The organism is Haliea alexandrii, assembly GCF_003719295.1.
Classification (GTDB): domain Bacteria; phylum Pseudomonadota; class Gammaproteobacteria; order Pseudomonadales; family Halieaceae; genus Haliea; species Haliea alexandrii.
This window is the reverse complement of record NZ_RFLW01000002.1, coordinates 173,781-188,056: the sequence shown is the minus strand read 5'-3', so window position 1 is coordinate 188,056 and position 14,276 is coordinate 173,781. Positions and strand designations below refer to the sequence as shown.

Here is a 14,276-nt window from a genome sequence, read left to right as displayed (position 1 = left end):
GGCGCGCGAATTACACTGCAGTTTTCCGGAGCCGTCACGCGCATGAACCAGCCAGCTCACCCCGCCACACGCACCCAGCGGCTGCTCGCCGGCATTGAGCGTGTAGGCAACCGTTTGCCCGATCCTGCGGTGCTGTTCATTGCCCTGCTGTTCCTTACCTGGGCACTGTCGCTGCTGTTTTCCCGTTTCGAATACGACTTGGTTGATCCGCGCAGTGGCGAAGCGCTGCGCGTGGTAAACCAGTTCTCCGCCACCGCCATGACCCAGTTCCTGTCGGACATGGTCACCACCTTTGCCCACTTTCACCCCATTGGTGTTGTGCTCGTGGCCATGATGGGTATTGGTGTCGCGGAACACACCGGATTCATCAACTCCACCTTGCGCGCCATGCTCGGTGTCACCGCGCGTTGGCTGCTGACCCCCATGGTCATTGTTGTGGGCATCGTCAGCCACACCGCCGCAGACGCCGGCTATGTGCTGGTCATACCGCTGGGCGGCATCATTTTTCACGCCGCCGGGCGCCACCCCCTGGCGGGCATTGCCGCGGCATTCGCCGGTGTATCCGGAGGATACTCCGCCAACTTCGTGCCCTCTTCGGTCGACCCGATGTTGCAGGGTATCTCGCAATCGGCAGCACAGATCATCGACCCGAGCGTAATCCTCAACCCGCTGAACAACTACTTTTTCACCTCCGCATCCTCGCTGCTTATTGTGCTGGTCGGGTGGTTGGTGACGGACCGTTTTGTTGAGCCGCGCCTCCACCACACGCCCATCGACGCCCACGTCGCCGACGAAACCGGGATGCAGCCGCTCAGTGCGACGGAGCGCCGCGCGCTGCGACTCGCCCTGTGGAGCATGCTCGCCGCTGTGATCCTGCTGTTCTTGAGTGCAGTACCTGAAGATTCGGCCTGGCGCGGCCCCGGCGGCTACTTGACCGAGAACGGTGCGCCGCTCATGGCCTCCATCGTGCCGTTGATCTTTCTGCTGTTCCTGCTGCCGGCCATCGTTTATGGGATCAGCGCCGGCACGGTGACGAGCAGCCGGGACGTAATCGAAGGTATGACCAAAACCATGCAGACCATGGGCTATTACCTGGTCATCATGTTCTTCATTGCGCAGTTCATCTATGCCTTCGGTGCCTCGAATCTGGGTATACTGCTGGCAGTAAAAGGGGCGCAAGGGCTGCAGGCACTGGGCCTGCCCGGCGCCCTGACCATTTCCGGAATCGTTCTGCTAACGGGCTTTCTCAACCTTTTCGTCGGTTCGGCCTCGGCCAAATGGGCACTGCTGGCCCCCATTCTGGTGCCCATGCTGATGAAGCTCGGCGCCTCTCCCGACCTCACCCAGGCCGCTTACCGCATAGGGGACTCCACCACCAACATCATCACACCGCTGATGCCCTATTTCCCCCTGGTCGTAGTGTATTGCCAACGCTACATACGCAGCGCAGGCATCGGCACGGTCACCGCGCTGATGCTGCCCTACTCCATCACTTTCATTATTCTGTGGACCCTGTTTCTGCTGGGCTACTGGGCGCTGGGCCTGCCTCTGGGCTTGCAATCCAGCTACACCTACTGAGCGGCCTGCTGTTCCTGTTGTGCCGCCCAGAGCGCGGCGTAACGCCCGCCCCTGCCGAGCAAGTCACGGTGACTACCCTGCTCTACAATCCTGCCCTGGTCCAGCACCAGAATACTGTCGGCATCGACAACCGTGGAGAGCCGGTGGGCAATCACCAGGCTGGTATGGTGCAGGGCTATCTCGCGCAGGGCTGTCAGAATCGCCTGCTCTGAGCGACTGTCCAAACTGGACGTGGCTTCATCAAACACCAGAATCGGTGGCCGCTTGAGGATGGTGCGCGCAATCGACACACGCTGCTTTTCACCGCCAGAGAGCTTGAGTCCGCGTTCACCCACGCGGGTTTCCCAGCCGTCGGGCAGCTGCGCAATAAAGGCGTCGAGATGGGCCATGCGGACAGCCTCGGCGACCTCTGCGTCACTCGCATCGGGCTTGCCATAACGCAGGTTCTCGAGCAGGGTATCGTTAAACAACACGGTATCCTGCGGCACAATGCCTATCGCCTTGCGCAGCGACTCACGGGTTACCCCGGCGATGTCCTGACCATCGATAAGGATACGCCCGGCACTCGGGTCGTAGAAACGAAACAGCAGCTTCACCAGCGTGGACTTGCCGGCGCCGCTGGCACCGACCACGGCGACCTTTTTGCCTGCTGGAACCTCAAAACTGACAGCGTCGAGAATGCTTCGCGTAGTCTGGTAACGGAAAGCGACCTGTTCAAAGCGGATGGCGCCACCGCGGACCACCAGCTGCGGAGCGTCTGGCAGGTCCACCAGCGCCGGGCGCACATCCAGCAAGCCAAACAGGCGCTCGATATTGGCCATGGCACCCTTCATTTCCCGGTAGACAAAACCGAGAAACCCCAACGGCAGAAACAACTGGATCATGTACTGGCTGATCAGCACGAAGTCGCCGAGGGTGAGCCGCCCGCTGCGCACCTGAAAGACCGCCAGGCCGATGATACTGGTTTGCGCCAGTGCGATGATCAGTGCCTGGCCACCGTTGAGCCCGAACAGGGACAGCCGGTTGCGCCGGCGCGCCTGCTCCCAACGCGCCAGATCTTCATCATAGCGCTGTGCCTCGAAACGTTCGTTGCCGAAATACTTCACGGTTTCAAAATTCAGTAGACTGTCGACCGCACGGGTGTTGGAGGCCGAATCGGCTTCGTTCATCTCGCGTACAAAGCGGGTGCGCCATTCCGTTGCGCCAAAGGAAAACCAGCCATAGGCGATCACCGACACCAAGGTCACCGCAGCATAACTGGCCCCGTAATTGAACAGGAATACACTGACCACGACGGCAATCTCAAACAGCGTGGGTACAATATTGAACACCATAAAGCGCAGCAGAAAACTGACACCGCTGGTGCCGCGCTCAATGTCCCGAGCGAGCCCGCCGGTGCGTCGCTCCAGGTGAAAACTGAGATCCAGCTGGTGGACGTGGCGGAACACCGTCAAACCCAGAGAACGCATGGCGCGCTCCGTGACCCGCCCGAACAGCGTGTCGCGCAATTCCGCGAAGAGAACGCTGGAGAAACGTGCGAGGCCGTAAGCTGCTACCAGGCCAATGGCAACCTGCGCGGCAAGCTGCACACCGGATTCGAGGTTCAGTCCATCCACCATGTGTTTCATGATGAAGGGGATGACCAGCATGGCACCTTTGGCCAACAGCAAACACAGCATCGCCAGCGCGATGCGACGCCGATGGTCGCGTAAATAGGGCCAGAGCCGCGGTAGAATTGACCAGTCGAGTACCTGGCCGGGCTCAGCGTCAGTCGTGGGGCGCATGTGGGTAATCAGTCCTCAAGCAGATGCCGAAAATGCTCCGGCAGGAATCCGCGATACTGCATGAAGCGCATGCGGCGGGCTTTTTCCTTGAGCCGCTGCTGTTGTTCTGCGCGGCGGGCCTGCCAGGATACAGGGTCATCGGGCGCTTCAGCTGGGCTCTCGGGTACCGGGTCAAACTTGCGCGCGTACACCTGCTCCGCCGCGGCCCGCCAATTGGGTGCAACCGCTTCCAGCGCAGCGGCAACACGCACGGGGTCCACGCCGCGCTCGCGCATCTCCTGTTGAATACGCACGGGCCCGTACCCGCGATCCAGACGCTGACGTAACAGACTCTCGGCGTAGCGGGCGTCACTCTGCAGGTTTTCGGCCGCCAGGTCATCCAGCACACCCGCTATCAGCTCAACATCGGCAAAGCGACGCTGTAGCTTGGTTTGCAGCTCACCGCGTGCATGCTCGCGTCGCGCCAGAAGGTCCATCGCGGCGACACGCACCTCGTTTACCGTTGCCGGTGAATTTGAACGATCAGACATAGGCGCCATGATACCGCGTGCCACACACGAAGTGATGCAGAATAAAAGAGGTGTCGGGCACGCGAGAGTGGGGGTGAGTGGAACCCGACACCTGAAAAGAGGCCCGGGCACGTTGAGCCCGGGCGGGCGCACTAGGCGTCGTCGGGCCCATCGGCTTCAACAGCCGCCGCGGCATTCTTGGGCGGCGGTGTTGCCGCGGCCATGGTCTGGCGGCGGATTTCAGCCTCGATTTCGTTCGCAATGGCCATGTTTTCTTCAAGGTACCGTGCCGCGTTGGCTTTACCCTGGCCGATCTTGTCACCCTTATAGGCATACCAGGCGCCGGACTTGTCGACCAGGTTGAGTTTTACCCCCCAGTCGATCACCTCGCCCATGTGATAAATGCCCTTGCCGTACATGATCTGGAACTCGGCCTGTTTGAAAGGGGGTGACACTTTGTTTTTCACCACCTTGACTCGGGTCTCGTTGCCGACCACCTCATCACCCTCCTTTACCGCGCCAATGCGGCGGATATCCAGGCGCACCGACGAATAGAACTTCAGCGCGTTGCCGCCGGTCGTGGTTTCCGGGTTGCCGAACATAACGCCGATTTTCATGCGAATCTGGTTGATGAAAATCACCAGGCAATTGCTGTGCTTGATGGCGCCCGTGAGTTTGCGCATGGCCTGGCTCAGCAGCCGCGCCTGCAAACCGACATGGGAATCTCCCATTTCACCTTCGATTTCGGCCTTGGGGGTCAATGCAGCCACCGAGTCGATCACCAGTACGTCCACAGCACCGGAGCGCACCAGCATTTCGGCGACCTCCAATGCCTGTTCGCCGGTATCCGGCTGCGACAGAATGAGGTCGTCCACGCGTACCCCAAGCTTCTCGGCGTAGCTGGGGTCCAGCGCGTGTTCCGCATCGATAAAGGCCGCCGTGCCACCCGCTTTCTGTGATTCTGCGATCACCTGCAGGGTGAGCGTGGTTTTACCCGAAGACTCCGGGCCGTAGATTTCACAAATACGCCCTTTCGGCAGACCCCCAATGCCGAGCGCGATATCCAGGCCCAGGGAGCCGGTGGAAATGGCGGGGATAGCCACGCGCTCGGTGTCGCCCATACGCATCACCGTGCCCTTGCCGAACTGGCGTTCGATTTGGCTGAGGGCTGCATCCAGTGCTTTCTGCTTGTTGGCGTCCATAATCGACGGCTCCTGTCATTGAGTGCCTGTACGGCGGGAGTTGATACGGGCCAACCGCTTTGACCCGAGTACTGTATATATACTCAGTGTATTGCAGAGGAAATGCAAGCCTTCTGAACCACCAAATCCGCCCCTCGTCGCTGGATGTGCCTAGTAAGGCTACAGGTCCTGTGAGTGCCGCAAGCCCCTTTACACCGGCGCCGTGTAGAACAGGCAATCATTGCGCGCAATGGTCGCATTGGTGGTGATCATGAACAGCGTCATGCGAGTGGCGGGATAGAGGCGGCCATCTTCGACCCGCAGCAGCCGGGAAAGCACACATCGTCCCCCGGCGTCCTGCGCCCAGAACAGGCTGCGCAACTCACCGTGCGCCCAGCCCAGGTGTTCCTCCGGGCCCACTGTGGCGAAGTTGAAGTGCTCGAGATCCTGCCGCAGCGTCACCGCCGCAACGGGGTCCGGGGCCTCGCCATAAGCCAATGGCAGGCCGGGATTCAGATGCAGTCGCACGGGGTCGCAGAGGACCTCCAGATCCCATACCGGTGCGTCACCAGCCAATACCCGTTCACTCTCAAAATAGCGACACAGGCCAGACCAGGCCAGGTCGTGCGCGCTATCATCAAGCCGTCCGCCCACCTCGACGGTGACAGTGGGATAACTGTGCTCACTGATCTCCATCAACGCACCGAGATTCAGCCGCGTTACGATCATGCGTTCGGTAAACAGCGCGACCAGCGCGTCGTGCTCGCGGTCGAGGTGCGTGCACACACCAAAGGCGGGGCCACTGCCAGAGGTATTGTGCATATCGACAACCGCCTCGGGGTGATGTACCCGGAGAATTTCCAGTATTTCCTCTGCCAGCAGGCCTTCGGCACCGTCGAAGGGCGGCTTGAAGCAGCGATTCAGATCACGCGCACCGGGCAGCATGCGATGCGTGAATAACGGCGCGCGCAAGGCCGCCTCCACCGCACCAACAATACACACACAATTGACTGCGGGCTGTCGACCCGACTTGAGCCAGCGGAACAGCGCCATCAATCCGGAGGGTTCATTGCCGTGCAACAGGGTCACCAGAACCCGGGTGCGGCTGGTATCGACGCCATCGAGAAAGATGCTTGCGGGCCCGCCGAGGAACTGCAGAAAGTCCTCGATGCTGGCGCCAACGTCAGTGGCCAGTGGATTGCGCAGAAACCTCACCCGCCTCACGGCGTCCACTCCGCCACTGGCGTATTGCTTTCACTGCGCAGGCGGTAGGCATCGAGCATGTCACGCAGCTGGTCGAAATCGGGGCGTTGTGCCCCCGGCCGTGCCTGCCCCAGGCGCGACAGCTGCCAGCGCGCGCCTGTCTGCCCACTGGCCAGGCGCTGCTCGATAATACCGAGATAACGATCAGACTCGGTCGCGGCAATGCCTATAGCTTCCAGCCCGCGTCGTGCCACCGGCAACATGGCGGCGACCAGAGCCGCTGCGGGCTGTTCCTCACACACGGTCTGCTGCGGGCGCGGCCACACCAGTCGTGCAGACAGTCCCTCCTGCGCGGCGCGGTAGAAATTGTGTTCCGCAATCGGAAAAGGCAGCGCGGGTAGCCAGTGCTGCAAGCCCGGTTGCAGGCCCTCCGCCATGCCAATCAGGAAGGCGGCGTTGGCGACCATGTCGACCGCGGTCGGCCCCGCCGGCAGGGCGCGCATTTCGATGCGCAGGTGGCCGCCGGCGGCTGCATCGTAGACCGGGCGATTCCACAGCCACACCGTGCTCTGGTGAAGCTGCAGGGCGCGCAACTCATCAGCCGCGGGGCCATTCACCTCTTCTGTACACACGGGCAGCAGTGGCTGGTACAGACGCACCGCTTCGGCAAACAGTTCCAGTGCGTCGCGTCGCACCCAGCCCTGGCCGAAATTCACCCGCGCGGGTTCTTTCCAGCTGTAGCGGTCTGGCAGACGGGTGTCGATGGATTGCTTGAACAGCGGGATGCGGGTTTCCTGCCACAGGCTGTGCCCGAACAGTGTGGGCGAATTGCCCGCCACCGCGAGGGCCAGCGGTGTGACTGCCTGAATCGCATTGAACACATCGGCAAACCGCTCGGGAGCCACCCGGTAATGCACCTGGAAGGACGTGTTGGCCCCCTCCAGGGTGATGTCGTCCATGGCGAGCTGCAGTGGATGCAGGCCGTTGATATTGACAGTGAAGTGCCGCCCACGACGGGCAATCAGCTGTGCCACCAATGCGGCAAAACGCCTTTTGGGCGTCATACAGGCCGGGCCGAAGTCATCCCGCCGCAGGGTGGGCAGGATACCGATGGGCACAATCTGCGCAGCCTGCTGCGCCGCCAGTGCCCGCAACGCGCCAAGCTTGCGGCATATTTCCTCTTCAAGCGTCAGAAAAGGGTTGGCCGCGAGGGCAACCGGCGTCAGGTTGTACTCCAGGTTGTAGCGGTTGAGCTCCAGCGTCAGCTGCTCATCATCCGCGGCCGCCTGCAGCTCCTGATTGAGATGCGCCGGACGACCGGAAGGGTCCACGACATAGAGCTCCAGCTCGGCACCCAAAGATGCCGGCCCGGCACCGAAACCGGGCGTGGCCAGCCGTGTTTCCAGGCGCTGCAGATTCGCTTCCAGCTGTTGGCTGAAGCGGTGATAATCGGCGGCGTCAAACTGCACTTGATGGATATCGGTGCCCATGGCGTCGTTATAGCACAGAAGCCGGTGGAGGATAGTCCGGGCATGACGTAAAATCGGCGATTCACTCTAGCCACTGGATTACCCATGTCCGCTCCCGTTACTCCGGACCGCGCACTGCTTGAGCGCTGGCTGAACGCCGGCGCGGTACAGAACTACCTGTGCGAACACTGCGACAACCTGCATATCAGTGAAATCCGCTCACAGGAAGGGGTGCTCGATAGCCGGCTCATTCCGGAAAGCTTCGGCTTACTGTTTACCACCGAGCTGGAAATTCGCCCCATGGCGCTGCTGGCACTCACGGCAGACCTCGGCCGCCTGAACATGGAATACCCGCTGCTCAAGCTGTTTCTGGATATCGTGGACGATGCCACGCCACAGCTGGTGGCAGCCGCCATCTTTCCCGGCAACGCCGGTATCACCGAGACCCAGTTCAACCACTTCGTGGCCATGACCATACAGGCGATGCTGCAGCTGGCAGAAGAATGCCTGCGTCTGGACTATCTCTTCTCCGAAGACGGCGCGACCCGGCAACGCCCGCGCTCTGTGGTGCACTGAACGCCAGCCTCGCAAACGTGGCAGTATCTGGGCGACGCCAAAGCCAAACCATCCACCGAACAGGCACCACGCACACGATGACCAGCGACACAGCCCCAGCGCACACCCCCATGATGCAGCAGTACCTGAAAATCAAGGCGCAGCATCCGCGAGACCTGGTGTTCTATCGCATGGGCGACTTCTACGAGCTGTTCTTTGACGACGCCAAGCGGGCAGCAGAATTGCTGGACATCACTCTTACCGCCCGCGGCAAGTCCAACGGCGAGCCCATCCCCATGGCCGGAGTGCCCTATCATGCCGCCGAGGGCTATCTGGCACGGCTGGTGAAGGCCGGTGTCTCGGTGGCCATCTGCGAGCAGATCGGCGACCCGGCCACCAGCAAGGGCCCGGTGGAGCGCCAGGTGGTGCGGGTGGTAACGCCGGGCACACTGAGTGACGAGGCCCTGCTCGAAGAGCGCAGCGACAATCTGCTGCTGGCAATCGCGCAGCATCGCAGCCAATTCGGCCTCGCCTGGCTGGACCTGGCCAGCGGGCGCTTCCGCGTACTGGAAGTTGACGGGGATGAAGCACTGGCCAGTGAGTTGCAGCGACTCAATCCGGCGGAAGTGCTTTACCAGGACAGCATCGGCCTGCCCCTGCTCAGCGCCCGCCGCGGTGCGCGCGCACAACCGGCCTGGGAGTTCGAGCAGGACAGCGCGCGCCGCGCCCTGAACCTGCAGTTCCAGACACACGACCTGCAGGGCTTCGGCTGCGACGGGCTGGGCCTGGCAGTAGGCGCGGCCGGCTGCCTGCTGCAATACGTCAAGGATACCCAGCGCAGCAACCTGCCGCATATACGCAGCATCGCGCACGAAAACCGCGCCGAGAGTGTGATTCTGGATGCCGCCACCCGCCGTAACCTGGAAATCGACCGCAACCTGGCCGGCGGCGACACGCACACCCTGTTCTCGGTGATGGACCAGTGCGTAACCGCTATGGGCAGCCGGCTCCTGCGCCGCTGGCTGCATCGCCCGCTCACCGATACCACTGTGCTGGGGCAGCGCCAGGCGGCCGTTGCCGCACTCTGTGCCGATTACCAGCATGAACCGGTGCGCGCCGCCCTGAAACCGATCGGCGATATGGAGCGCATACTCAGCCGGGTGGCACTGCGTTCCGCACGCCCCCGCGACCTGACGCGCCTGCGCAGTTCCCTCGCAGCTCTGCCAGCCCTGCGCGAAGCGCTGCACGCCTGCCAGGCCGAACGGCTGGCCACACTCTCCGCACAGGCGGGGGAATATCCCGATCTGTGCCAATTGCTGCAGCAGGCCGTATGTGAGAACCCGCCCGTGGTCATTCGCGAAGGCGGTGTGATTGCCACGGGCTACGATGAGGAGCTGGATGAACTGCGCCGGATCAGTAGCAACGCGGGCGATTATCTACTGGAAATTGAGGCCCGGGAACGCACAGCCACGGGAATCAGCACCCTGAAGGTTGGCTACAACCGCGTGCACGGCTATTTTATTGAAATCAGCCGGGCCCAGTCCGCGCGCGCGCCGGACAGCTACCAGCGCCGCCAGACCCTGAAAAACGCTGAGCGCTTCATCACCCCGGAGCTCAAGACCTTCGAGGACAAGGCGCTCTCAGCACGCAGCCGGGCGCTGGCGAGGGAAAAGGCCCTTTATGAAGCGCTTATCGAGACACTCAACGAGCAACTGGCGGCGCTGCAAGACAGTGCTTCCGCCGTGGCCGAGCTTGATGTGCTCGCTACCCTGGCGGAGCGCGCCGAGCGCTTGCGCCTGTGCCAGCCGGAATTCACCGAAGAACAGGTCTTCGAGGTAGAGGCGGGACGCCATTTGGTCGTGGAGCAGGTACTGGACGACCCCTTTATCGCCAACGATACCCTGCTCAACGACCATCGGCGGATGCTGCTGATTACCGGGCCGAACATGGGCGGTAAATCGACCTATATGCGCCAGAACGCGCTGATTGCACTGCTGGCGCACGTTGGCAGTTTCGTCCCCGCCAATCGCGTACGACTGTCGCCCATGGACCGTATCTTTACCCGCATCGGCTCATCGGACGACCTCGCCAGCGGGCGCTCGACCTTCATGGTGGAGATGACCGAAACGGCCAACATTCTGCACAATGCGACCGAGCGCAGTCTCGTGCTGATGGACGAGGTAGGCCGCGGCACCAGCACCTTCGACGGACTCAGCCTGGCCTGGGCCGCCGCGGTGCAACTGGCGCGCAACGTACGGGCCTTCACGCTGTTTGCCACCCATTACTTTGAACTCACCGCGCTGCCGGAGCAGTGCCCGAGCATGGCCAACGTGCATCTGGACGCGACCGAACACGAAGACCACGTGGTGTTCCTGCACAATATCCAGGAGGGGCCGGCAAATCGCAGTTTCGGTTTACAGGTGGCAAAGCTGGCTGGCATTCCCGACAGCGTGCTGCGCGCCGCGCGCGAGAAACTGCAGGCGCTGGAACGGGGCCCCGGACGCCCCGATCCGCTGCCGGCGCCCACTCAGGCCGAGCTGTTTGCCAGTGCTGAGCCCCACCCGGCCCTCACCCGGCTGGAAACGATAGACCCCGATGCCCTCACCCCGCGCGAGGCACTACAGCTGATCTATGAATTGCGCGGAACCCTTTAAAACTCCCCCCGCAGCGGGTAAACTTGCGCCCCGTACGGGTGCCCGCCGGGCAGAGGCGCCCCTGACAAACGAGGCATTACTGGCATGACTTTTGTTGTTGGCGAACAGTGTATCAAGTGCAAGCACACAGACTGCGTGGAAGTGTGCCCGGTCGACTGCTTCTACGAGGGACCCAATTTCCTCGTCATTCACCCTGATGAATGCATTGACTGCGCCCTGTGCGAGCCGGAATGCCCGGTAGATGCCATCTACTCGGAAGATGAGCTACCCGAAGATCAGCAGGTGTTCCTTGAACTCAACGCTGAACTGGCGGAGATCTGGCCGAACATCACGGAAATGAAAGCCCCCCCTGCGGACGCCGAAGAATGGGCGAACAAACCGAACAAGCTGGCCCTTCTGGAGCGCTAGACACTCAACGGAACAACGCGTCGCTGCTCAGGCCCTGGGTTTCCATAATCTGGCGCAGGCGACGCAGGGCTTCCACCTGAATCTGCCTGACCCGCTCTCGCGTCAGGCCTATTTCCCGCCCCACTTCTTCCAGCGTGCTGCTCTCGTGGCCGCGCAGACCAAAGCGCCGCGTAACCACTTCGCGCTGCTTTTCCGAGAGTTGGTCCAGCCACTGGCTGATACTGTCACGGATATCGTCCTCCTGCAGCAGCTGTGAAGGGTCATTCTCATTGGCGTCTGCAATGGTCTCCAGCACCGCCCGGTCCGAATCCGCACTCACTGGCACGTCGATGGAAGTCACGCGTTCATTCAGGCCCAACATGCGCTTGACGTCACCCGCCGGGCGATCAAGCATCTGCGCGATTTCCTCTGCGGTGGGCTCATGGTCGAGTTTTTGGGTGAGTTCCCGCGCCGCACGCAGGTAGACGTTGAGTTCCTTGACCACGTGGATAGGCAGCCTAATGGTCCGTGTCTGGTTCATGATTCCACGTTCAATCGTCTGCCGAATCCACCAGGTCGCGTAGGTTGAGAAACGGAAGCCGCGTTCGGGATCGAACTTCTCTACCGCCCGGATCAGGCCCAGGTTACCTTCTTCAATCAGGTCCAGCAGTGTGAGCCCGCGGTTGATGTAGCGGCGTGAAATTTTTACCACCAGACGCAGGTTGCTCTCAATCATGCGGCGGCGCGCGGCTTCGTCGCCCTTTAACGCCAGCCGCGCAAAATATTTCTCTTCATCGGCAGTGAGCAGGGGCGAAAACCCGATCTCGTTCAGGTAGAGCTGGGTGGCATCCAGCGACTTTTCGCCCGCCCGGGCGGCGCGCGCGCGATCAAATGCGGCAGTGTCATCGCTTTCACCGGAGTCATCGCCCGCATCATCCGGGGCCAGGCCCTCGTGGGCTTCGCTGTCCGCGTCTTCTGTATCCACCGCGTAAGTCGGCTCGTCCGCCTCGCGGACTGAGTGGGTAACAACTCGCTGGCCTGTTTTTGTTATCTCGACTTCCATGCCACACCTCTGTCCCACCTGCGCTCAGGTGAGCTTTTTGTCGCCGGCTGATCAGGTTACCCCATGCTTACAATTCATTACAAGACACCGGGGTTGGCCGTTTAGCGACGCGGCAGAAGCTGGATTGGGTCGATGGGCTTGCCTTCCTTGCGGATTTCGAAGTGCAGTTTCACGACATCCGTTCCCGTGCTGCCCTTCTCCGCTATCTGTTGCCCGGCGTCTACGCGCGCGCCCTCGACCACCAGCAAACGGTCGTTGTGGCCGTAGGCACTGAGGTAGACGTCGTCGTGTTTGATAATCAACAACTCGCCGAAGCCGACAATACCCGTGCCGGCGTAAACCACATCCCCGGCGGCTACCGCCACCACCGGGTCACCCCTGCGGCCACCAATATCAATGCCCTTGTGCACCGTTGCAGAGTAGCGGCGGGTGACCGGGCCCTCCGAGGGCCAGCGCCAGGCGCTGACCGGTCGCAGTCGCGCTGCCGGCGCCGTGCGTGCCGCCGCTAACGGGGGAGCCGGGTCGACGCTGCGCGCCGCCGCCGGCGCGCTGATTGCGGGGGCTGCAGGCGGCTGTGTAACAGGCGCGGGGGCAGGAGGCGTGCGTACCGGAGCCGCCGCGACCGGGACTGAGCGAGTGCTGCGGGTGTCAGGCGCAGACCGCGGTGGACTCGCTGCCACGTCGCTGCCCGGGCGGATAACCAGATTCTGGCCGGGATATATGGTGTAGGGGGACGCAATGCCGTTGACGGCGGCGACACTGCGGAAATCCATACCGAAGCGAAAGGCGATGGCGTAGAGCGTATCACCGCGGCGCACCACGTAACGCTCCGAGGCGACGCCGCCAACCGCAGCAGGAGAATGCCGGTCTTCGATAGGCGCCCGGCCGCCACTACCGCAGCCGGTCAGCCATAAAATACCGCCCAATAACAGTACAACGGCCGGGCCTCGTACCACACGCGACACAGCGCGGTTTATGAGCGGCACTCTGTCACCGCCCACCCCAGCGCCTCTCTATCAACCACACCACAGCGAAGCCAGCGACCATGAGCAACAGGCACATGACCAGCCAGGGCTCGTTGGCGAAATTCCATGGCAACACCGGAACCTGCTGTGCTGGCCGGGGCACCCCATCACTCCCCAGAACCCAATCCAGCGGGTGTTTCCACGGCCACACCACAAGCAACGAACCAAACAGAAAACCGGTCAACAGCGCCATGGTGGCCGCGTGGTAGCGGCGCAGCAACCAGTGCAACACGCGCGAAAAACACATCAGACCAAGGGCGGCGCCAACAGCAAACACCAGCATCACAGACAGTTCGAAGTTTTTCACGGCGTGCAGCACCGTAGCGTACATGCCCAGCAGTATGAGGATGAAACTGCCGGAAATACCGGGCAGGATCATGGCGCAAATGGCAATGAAGCCGGCAATGAAGACCGCCGGAAGCCCTGCCGGCAACGCCACTACGGGGCTCAGGGCAATCGCCGCGGCGATTGCAAGCCCCGCGGCCAGGCAGGCGCACCGGGCTGTGGTCCACTGCGGCACCTGACGCAGCAGAACCAGCGCCGAGGCCAGAATGAGGCCGAAGAAAAACGCCCAGAGGGGAACAGGATAGGCGTCCAACAACCAGGCGATCATCTGCGCCAGAGACAGAATGCTGGTGGCAATACCCGCTCCCAGCGTGAGCAGGAATGCACCGTCGACATGCTCCCACGCACGGCGCACCTCACCGCGGGAGAGCGAGCGCAGGAACTGCAGGTCGAAGGCCCGAATGCTGCCCAGCAGCCGATCGTAGATACCGGTAATGAAGGCCATGGTCCCGCCGGAGACGCCGGGGACGATATCCGCCGCCCCCATCAGGACCCCGCGGAGAAAAACACCGACCGGAGTCAT

12 protein-coding genes are annotated in these 14,276 nt (G+C 62.1%); 4 read left to right on the top strand and 8 right to left on the bottom strand.

What is annotated here, in order from left to right; all coding sequences use genetic code 11:
* Window positions 1-42 precede the first annotated feature (42 nt).
* A complete protein-coding gene (locus tag EGJ68_RS09070; RefSeq protein WP_123034250.1) occupies window positions 43-1,578 on the top strand; it encodes an AbgT family transporter in 1,536 nt (511 codons plus the stop codon).
* Here the strand turns inward: EGJ68_RS09070 and EGJ68_RS09065 are convergent.
* The 5 genes from EGJ68_RS09065 to EGJ68_RS09045 all read right to left on the bottom strand — a co-directional run bounded on the left by EGJ68_RS09065 (window position 1,572) and on the right by EGJ68_RS09045 (window position 7,745).
* On the bottom strand, window positions 1,572-3,362 hold the full coding sequence (locus EGJ68_RS09065; RefSeq protein WP_123034249.1) for an ABCB family ABC transporter ATP-binding protein/permease: 1,791 nt from the start codon (window positions 3,360-3,362) through the stop codon (window positions 1,572-1,574). The two genes, EGJ68_RS09070 and EGJ68_RS09065, sit on opposite strands and share 7 nt — an antisense overlap.
* Window positions 3,363-3,370: 8 nt before the next feature.
* Window positions 3,371-3,892, bottom strand: coding sequence for a regulatory protein RecX (locus tag EGJ68_RS09060; RefSeq protein ID WP_233248748.1), 522 nt, complete (start codon window positions 3,890-3,892; stop codon window positions 3,371-3,373).
* A 131-nt stretch (window positions 3,893-4,023) separates the two neighbouring features.
* The gene (gene recA / locus EGJ68_RS09055; RefSeq protein ID WP_123034248.1) at window positions 4,024-5,073 is read right to left on the bottom strand and encodes a recombinase RecA; all 1,050 of its coding nucleotides are present in this window, start codon (window positions 5,071-5,073) and stop codon (window positions 4,024-4,026) included.
* A 189-nt stretch (window positions 5,074-5,262) separates the two neighbouring features.
* The gene (locus tag EGJ68_RS09050; protein WP_233248747.1) at window positions 5,263-6,276 is read right to left on the bottom strand and encodes a M14 family metallopeptidase; all 1,014 of its coding nucleotides are present in this window, start codon (window positions 6,274-6,276) and stop codon (window positions 5,263-5,265) included.
* The gene (locus EGJ68_RS09045; protein WP_123034246.1) at window positions 6,273-7,745 is read right to left on the bottom strand and encodes a glutamate-cysteine ligase family protein; all 1,473 of its coding nucleotides are present in this window, start codon (window positions 7,743-7,745) and stop codon (window positions 6,273-6,275) included. The genes EGJ68_RS09050 and EGJ68_RS09045 overlap by 4 nt, the downstream gene beginning before the upstream one ends.
* An 84-nt stretch (window positions 7,746-7,829) precedes the next feature.
* On the opposite strand from EGJ68_RS09045, the gene EGJ68_RS09040 reads away from it, so the two are divergent.
* The 3 genes from EGJ68_RS09040 to fdxA all read left to right on the top strand — a co-directional run bounded on the left by EGJ68_RS09040 (window position 7,830) and on the right by fdxA (window position 11,341).
* Window positions 7,830-8,300: a YbjN domain-containing protein gene (locus tag EGJ68_RS09040; RefSeq protein WP_123034245.1), complete on the top strand. Its 471-nt coding sequence runs from the start codon at window positions 7,830-7,832 to the stop codon at window positions 8,298-8,300.
* A gap of 77 nt (window positions 8,301-8,377) precedes the next feature.
* The gene (gene mutS, locus EGJ68_RS09035) at window positions 8,378-10,933 is read left to right on the top strand and encodes a DNA mismatch repair protein MutS (RefSeq protein WP_233248746.1); all 2,556 of its coding nucleotides are present in this window, start codon (window positions 8,378-8,380) and stop codon (window positions 10,931-10,933) included.
* 84 nt (window positions 10,934-11,017) lie between these two features.
* Window positions 11,018-11,341 (top strand): ferredoxin FdxA, encoded by a 324-nt coding sequence (gene fdxA / locus EGJ68_RS09030; protein WP_027949204.1) that lies wholly within the window; start codon window positions 11,018-11,020, stop codon window positions 11,339-11,341.
* Window positions 11,342-11,345: 4 nt separating this feature from the next.
* Here fdxA and rpoS read toward each other — a convergent pair whose 3' ends face one another.
* From rpoS to EGJ68_RS09015, 3 genes are all read right to left on the bottom strand, one after another.
* Window positions 11,346-12,383: an RNA polymerase sigma factor RpoS gene (gene rpoS, locus EGJ68_RS09025; protein WP_269845663.1), complete on the bottom strand. Its 1,038-nt coding sequence runs from the start codon at window positions 12,381-12,383 to the stop codon at window positions 11,346-11,348.
* Window positions 12,384-12,484: 101 nt separating this feature from the next.
* The gene (locus EGJ68_RS09020) at window positions 12,485-13,369 is read right to left on the bottom strand and encodes a peptidoglycan DD-metalloendopeptidase family protein (protein ID WP_123034831.1); all 885 of its coding nucleotides are present in this window, start codon (window positions 13,367-13,369) and stop codon (window positions 12,485-12,487) included.
* 4 nt (window positions 13,370-13,373) lie between these two features.
* On the bottom strand, window positions 13,374-14,276 hold the full coding sequence (locus tag EGJ68_RS09015; protein ID WP_123034244.1) for a DUF368 domain-containing protein: 903 nt from the start codon (window positions 14,274-14,276) through the stop codon (window positions 13,374-13,376).